This is a genomic window from Flavobacterium aureirubrum (assembly GCF_038739835.1).
Taxonomy (GTDB): domain Bacteria; phylum Bacteroidota; class Bacteroidia; order Flavobacteriales; family Flavobacteriaceae; genus Flavobacterium; species Flavobacterium aureirubrum.
Map to the genome: position 1 here is coordinate 1 of NZ_JBCGDO010000045.1, position 6,858 is coordinate 6,858.

Here is a 6,858-nt window from a genome sequence, read left to right on the forward strand (position 1 = left end):
TTTTAGTAAAACACTGCCCAGATGCCGTGTTGTGTAGTGCTATAAAACTCAGTAGTAGTGTAAGTAGTGTTTTCATAAGGAATACGGTATTTAAAAAACAACCCACACACTGTGTGCGGGTTGTTGTGTTGTTATTGTTAATGGGTAATCAATAGTTTTTTTAAAAAATGTCTTACAATGTCAGGTTGTGAAAAAAACTCCACACTCGAGCGATAGCGAACAGACGAAGTAATCCTTCCACCAAATATAGTAAAATAGTTGTAAGAATGTTAGATTTTTTAATTGTTTAGTCGTCGCAAAGACGTGTTTTTTTGTGCAGCTGGTAGTATTATTTTGGTGTAAAGTATGGAGGCTTTGAAGAGTTTGTGTTGTGAGAGGCGCACTCGGTAAGTTTCTGGCGGAAGCGTCTACTTGATTTGCGGGAGGCTTTTTTTACATGTACTATTTGTTTATTTATAGAAAATTTGTCCGTTCCAAGGATATTCTACTCCTCTCCAAATAGTCATTTTTAGTGTAAATAATAACATTATTATTAAGAATGTAAGGAAAGAAATAAGAATTGGCATTTTAATTTTTCGTTTTAGATTGCTAAAGAAAAAAAATAAAAAAACAATTAGAAAAATAACTAGCAAAAATAGATATAGCAGGTCGCCAATTCCGTGGCCGAAAGTTACTTTTCCGCATAATATTAAAGTAAGCATTGATAGTATCCAAACCAAAAATAGTATACTAAAAACATTTTGTATTTTATTCATATACTTTATTTTACAATGGTCTTTTTAAACTTTTGCATAACGTCAGACTGTGAAAAAACTTCCACAGTCTCTTCCTCAAATATACTAAAATACCTGTAAGAAAAGTAAAAAACCATTTTCAACAACGCTTAAAGTTACGACACTTCGGGATAAACGAGGTTACGTTTCCTTAACCGAATTACACATCCAACTCAACCCATCTCTTTGCGAACCGCCGTATACGAGACCCGTACGTACGGTGGTGTGAGAGGCGCACTCCGTCAGTTTCTGGCGGAGCCGTCTACTCGATTGTGCGTAGTTCTTATTATTTTTTCTTACAATATATTTTACTGTCTTTAAGTTTAAATCCAACGCTTGAATATAAATTTATTGCAGCCAATCTATGGTCTTCTGTAAAAAGAAGTATTTCAGAAAGTTCTTTTTCTTCACCTACTTTAGCTAATAAGTTTATCAGTTTTCTTCCTATTCCTTTTCCTCGTGAAGCTGAGTCTACAACTACATCTTCAATCCACCCCTTGTTTCCGGATATAACTTTGTAAGTACACATTAATGCAATTCCAATTATTTTATTATTATCCTCACAATATGCAATTGTAATTTGGTTTTTCTCATTCAATATTTCTTCAAGTTCTAACTGAATTTTGTTTGGACTTAATTGACGGAATAATTCAGAAACTTGCACTTTAATGTCTTTGTTTAATTCATTTTTGTTTAAAATAGCTGTTTTCATTTTTTTTAAGTATTTTTTTCAAAAATATAATTTTATTAAGTTACTATTTTATTTCAAATTTTGAATAAAAGTCATGATTTTCTGGTAACACGGTAGAATTACGCACAACTTGCATATAGTCGCTATAAAGTAGCGACTATACACCCATATTAGGGTAGATTGTCGCTACTCACTAGCGTATACAGACCAAATATATAATTATTTTTTTTATCACAACCCACCAAACACCCTTTCAATCCCTTCAATAAGTATACTATATAGTCCCGAAACTTCGCAATAAACAAGGTCAATTTTTGGAATTATTTTGATCCTGAAACTTTGGGATAGTTTTTTGGAGGGTTGCGCAACAGTTACGGCTGTTATGCAACGTAGTAATTATCATCTTTGGAACCTCACCTTTTTTAATTTCTTGTTCTTAGAATAGTATATAACAATCTGCTTTTCCAAATTTATGGCGATTGAGTCGACAGATTTTACCAGAGAGAAGTTTGGTGATGTTGGTCCCAAGTAACTTATTTCTATCAAGTCATTTTCTTTACTTCCAAATAATTCTGCGTTTCCATTTAAATCTGTTTGAGTGCCAATTGTTGTACTTGAATTTTTCACAATAATATTTACGCCTGGAGCTGGACTATTCTTAGCAAATAAAACATTAAACTTTACTTTGCTTTGTTTCTGCGAGTAAGAAATCCCCGAGAAGAAAAAGATAAATATTATAAAGAAAATTTTCATACTAGTTATTTTTGCGCGATCGTGGTATTACTATGTTGCATAACGGTTAATGCTAGAACTCGTGGCAACTTGGCGACCGAGTTTTTTCCATAACCGACCAAGCGAAGTTATGAAATGTAAACGGACAATTTACCAAAAAACTAGCCATAAGTTTTAGCAAGTGTTAGCGATAGTGCATTAGTCTCTTTTCCATTGAAAATTCTTTGACCACTCATAAAATCTATCTAGTTCTGTTTTATCATTTTTTATCCATTCTTGTACATCTTCATTTGTGGATGATGCAAACACAATGTAGGCAAATGGCTCAAGTAATTTTTGTTTTTTCAATTCTATAAAATACGGAACATAGTAACTCCAATAAAATCCAGAATTATCTTTTTTACTTTCCGCTAATGAAGCGCAGATTGTTTCCATCTTTCGGATAAAATTTTCAACTTCAGTTTTATTTTTATTTATTTCGTCATAATCCAAAGATATATCCATAGTAGAAATTAAATCGGTTGAAGAGAAGTTGTTTTCTTTAGGTTTTCCAGTTGAAGTTGTGTCTGCAAACATTTTTGAGTCTATTGTCACTGATATTGACTTTTCTCCAGTCTGCTTAACATTTGCTTTCATAAGTTCTCGTAAACTCGCCAAATTTTCTTCAGCTCTTTTGGTTTGAGGTTCAACAACTAAGAAGCGACAAAAAGCCAAAATTGCTGGAATTCGTCTATTGGCTTTTTCTAGTTTAGCTATTGCATTATGTGAGCTCGCATGTTTTGGATTAAATTTTATTGCATTTTGAAAACAAGCAATTGCTTCGTCAGTTTTTTTGACACTTGCGTAAGTTACTCCTTTATTAAAATAGAGTTGATAATATTCAGGAAACAATTTCAGCCCTTCATTATATATCTCAAATGCTTGATCTGTTTTTTTTTGACTATCCAAAGCATTTCCGTAAGTAACATATACACTTTTCAGATTACTGTCTTTAGGATGAGCTTTTATCGCTTTCTTACAATTAAGAATTGCTTCTTCATATTTACTTAAAGATAGTAATGAATAGGCTTTTTCAGATAGAGCTAAAAGATTGTCTTTATCTAAATCTAACGCTTTATCATATCTACTAATTGCTCCATCAAAATCACCTTTATCATGATATGGAATTCCTTCGTCAACTAATTTTTCAGCGTCTGCTTTATTTTGTCCAAATGAGATGTTGCACATTAATGGGAACATCAAAATTAAAATTGTCTTTTTCATATTGTTGTCTGCTTATTTTTTGTTGTGTCGTTCGTTACTATTTCCACTAACTATCTTATAAGCGATATAAAACTTCGCTTATACATACAAATAGGGGTAGATTGGCGAAGTTTTATATCGTTTTTTATCTCAAATATAATTATTAATTTATCACAACCCACCAAACACCCTTTCAATTCCTTCAATAGGTATACTATATGGTCCCGACACTTCGGGATAAACGAGGTTGTTTTTTGGAATTATTTTGATCCCGAAACTTCGGGATAGTTTTTTAGAGGGTTGTGCAAAAGTTACGTGTGTTAGTGGTAGCTTTTTTTATATGTAATCCATATGATTAGGTTTGTTTTGGTCAATTTTGTCGCCGTTAAAAGTAAAAACGTCATAGTCATTTCCTTCATTTTTAACAAAGATGTATCCTTTAACTTGATAAAAGTTTAAAAATATTTTATCATATTCTATTGGGACAATTAATTTATTATCAGAATTGTAAACTCCCCATTTTCCTCCTTTGATACTCCACATGTCAACTTGATATTCATCGTCAAAATACAATTCTCCACCAATATTTACAGCATACAAATTAGTATTTATTTCATCGACCCAATCAAAATTAGTTGGTAAAATAGTTTTTTCATTTTCATCTATAATTCCCCATTTCATATTCTTCAAAACTAAATGCTCACCTTCATTTTCAAATTCGGGATTACCTATGGCTATTTTAAAATGATTTTGATTTCTTAAAAAATCGATGTAGTCGTATTTGTTTGAAATAATTGAATTAAATGAAGAATCTACAATTCCCCATTTTCCAATGTATTCTGCTAGGTCTGTATCATAAAAATCCATTTTAGTTTCAATTGAATTTATTAAAGATTTATGATAATGACAATTTTTGCCTGTTGGTGCGCCATAAGTATTACTTTGTGTAAATAATATTTGATCAAAAGGCAATTTTTCTATTTTTCCAGAATTAAAGTCAAACGAAAAAAGTTCGTTTTTTGTATTTCTTATTTGTGACTTTTGGTCTTGAGTAAAGGCATAAATGCGAATATATTCAAAATCCAATATTATATCATTTTCTATACTCAATAAACCACACAAATTATCTTCTCTTCTTACGTTAAATACTATTTGATCATTAATTGTCCAGCAATTTATGTCTGTGTAAATTGGCTCGATTATAATTGAATAATTTTTGAAGCCAAAAATATCATTTTCAACTTTTAAAACTCCGCTCTTTTTTTCGAAGTTTCTAAAAAGAATTACACCATAATAATCATAATGATATTGAATGTTATATTTTTTTAGAATAGCTTTGGAAAGTTCTACTGACATATTATTTCTTTTAAACACCTTATTTTTCCTGAGTCTGAGATAAAGTTACCACTAACGTCAGACTGTAAAAAAACCTCACACCCGAGCAATAGCGAACAGACGAAGTAATCTCTTTTTCAAATATACTAAAATACCTGTAAGAAAACCAGCCTGTAAGTTTGCACAATTGTCATTTTTTTATTTGAAATAACGTGAAGGGATTTGGATGGTAGCTCGTTTGGCGTGCAAATAGCCGCAAGCGGGTTTTTATTTTCTATTTTCTCTTTTTGTCATGTTGACGCAGGAAACATCACACTTGTCTTTCACGTTTTTTCTGTGATTAGTGTGTGTGATTCTTCGTTCCTCAGAATGACAAAAGGAATATCATGTTTTTTCTTGTTTCTGTGATTAGTGAGTGTGATTCTTCGTTCCTCAGAATGACAAAAGAAATATCATGTTTTTTCTTGTTTTTGTGATTAGTGTGTGTGATTCTTCGTTCCTCAGAATGACAAAAGAAATATCATGTTTTTTCTTGTTTTTGTGATTAGTGTGTGTGATTCTTCGTTCCTCAGAATGACAAAAGAAATGTCATGTTTTTTCTTGTTTTTGTGATTAGTGAGTGTGATTCTTCGTTCCTCAAAATGACAAAAGAAATGTCATGTTTTTTCTTGTTTTTGTGATTAGTGTGTGTGATTCTTCGTTCCTCAGAATGACAAAATCAGACGAAACGATGATTTAAAAATTCAAAATTCTCATTAAAGGAGCGAATCAATTCTAATTTTTTGTCTCTCTTCCAACCTTTTAATTCTTTTTCTCTTTCAATAGCTAGTTGCACCCAAGTAAACTTTTCATAGTAAACTAAAAATTGAAGATTGTATTTTGAGGCAAATGTTTTAATTCCTTTTTCTATATTTTGTTTGTGTTCTGTTAAACGTCTGCCCAGATCATTAGTCATTCCGATATAGTAAGTTGACCTATGTTTATTGGTGATTATGTATACATAAAATGAAAAATGTCCTTCGTTATGTTCAATCATTGTATTATTTATGGTTTTTATTTTCTATGCTCTCTTTTTGTCATGTTGACGCAGGAAACATCACACTTGCTATTCTTGTATTCTGTGATTAGTGAGTGTGATTCTTCGTTCCTCAGAATGACAAAAGAAATGTCATGTTTTTTCTTGTTTCTGTGATTAGTGAGTGTGATTCTTCGTTCCTCAGAATGACAAAAGAAATATCATGTTTTTTCTTGTTTTTGTGATTAGTGTGTGTGATTCTTCGTTCCTCAGAATGACAAAAGAAATGTCATGTTTTTTCTTGTTTTTGTGATTAGTGAGTGTGATTCTTCGTTCCTCAGATTGACAAAATAATGAATTTTTTTATTCATTGTTTGATTAGTGAGTGTGATTCTTCGTTCCTCAGAATGACAAAAGGAATATCATGTTTTTTCTTGTTTTTTAATTAGTGTGTGTGATTCTTCGTTCCTCAGAATGACAAAATCAGACGAAACGATGATTTAAAAATTCAAAATTCTCATTAAAGGAGCGAATCAATTCTAATTTTTTGTCTCTCTTCCAACCTTTTAACTCTTTTTCTCTTTCAATAGCTAGTTGCACCCAAGTAAACTTTTCATAGTAAACTAAAAATTGAAGATTGTATTTTGAGGCAAATGTTTTAATTCCTTTTTCTATATTTTGTTTGTGTTCTGTTAAACGTCTGCCCAGATCATTAGTCATTCCGATATAGTAAGTTGACCTATGTTTATTGGTGATTATGTATACATAAAATGAAAAATGTCCTTCGTTATGTTCAATCATTGTATTATTTATGGTTTTTATTTTCTATGCTCTTTTTTTGTCATGTTGACGCAGGAAACATCACACTTGTCTTTCACGTTTTTTCTGTGATTAGTGAGTGTGATTCTTCGTTCCTCAGAATGACAAAGTAATGAATTCTCTCTTTTTGTCATGTTGACGCAGGAAACATCACACTTGTCTTTCACGTTTTTTCTGTGATTAGTGAGTGTGATTCTTCGTTCCTCAGAATGACAAAGTAATGAATTCTCTCTTTTTGTCATGTTGACGCA

At 31.4% G+C, this 6,858-nt stretch carries 7 protein-coding genes; all 7 read right to left on the minus strand.

All coding sequences use genetic code 11. From position 1 onward, the window contains the following. Window positions 1–1,059: 1,059 nt before the first annotated feature. Entirely contained in the window at window positions 1,060–1,485 is a 426-nt protein-coding gene (locus WFZ85_RS15580) for a GNAT family N-acetyltransferase (RefSeq protein WP_342697187.1), read from the minus strand. A 378-nt stretch (window positions 1,486–1,863) separates the two neighbouring features. Further along, a complete protein-coding gene (locus tag WFZ85_RS15585; protein WP_342697188.1) occupies window positions 1,864–2,217 on the minus strand; it encodes a peptidase associated/transthyretin-like domain-containing protein in 354 nt (117 codons plus the stop codon). A gap of 177 nt (window positions 2,218–2,394) precedes the next feature. After that, complete coding sequence (locus tag WFZ85_RS15590; RefSeq protein WP_342697189.1) at window positions 2,395–3,459, minus strand: tetratricopeptide repeat protein; 1,065 nt, start codon at window positions 3,457–3,459, stop codon at window positions 2,395–2,397. A 315-nt stretch (window positions 3,460–3,774) separates the two neighbouring features. Next, the gene (locus WFZ85_RS15595) at window positions 3,775–4,794 is read right to left on the minus strand and encodes a WG repeat-containing protein (protein WP_342697190.1); all 1,020 of its coding nucleotides are present in this window, start codon (window positions 4,792–4,794) and stop codon (window positions 3,775–3,777) included. Between the two features lie 697 nt (window positions 4,795–5,491). Continuing rightward, window positions 5,492–5,809 carry a GIY-YIG nuclease family protein gene (locus tag WFZ85_RS15600; protein ID WP_342697191.1) on the minus strand — a complete coding sequence of 106 codons (318 nt, stop codon included), beginning with the start codon at window positions 5,807–5,809 and terminating at the stop codon, window positions 5,492–5,494. Window positions 5,810–6,271: 462 nt separating this feature from the next. After that, entirely contained in the window at window positions 6,272–6,589 is a 318-nt protein-coding gene (locus WFZ85_RS15605) for a GIY-YIG nuclease family protein (protein WP_342697191.1), read from the minus strand. A 17-nt stretch (window positions 6,590–6,606) separates the two neighbouring features. Further along, window positions 6,607–6,858: hypothetical protein (locus tag WFZ85_RS15610; protein WP_342697192.1), on the minus strand; the 252-nt coding region annotated here is incomplete at its 5' end.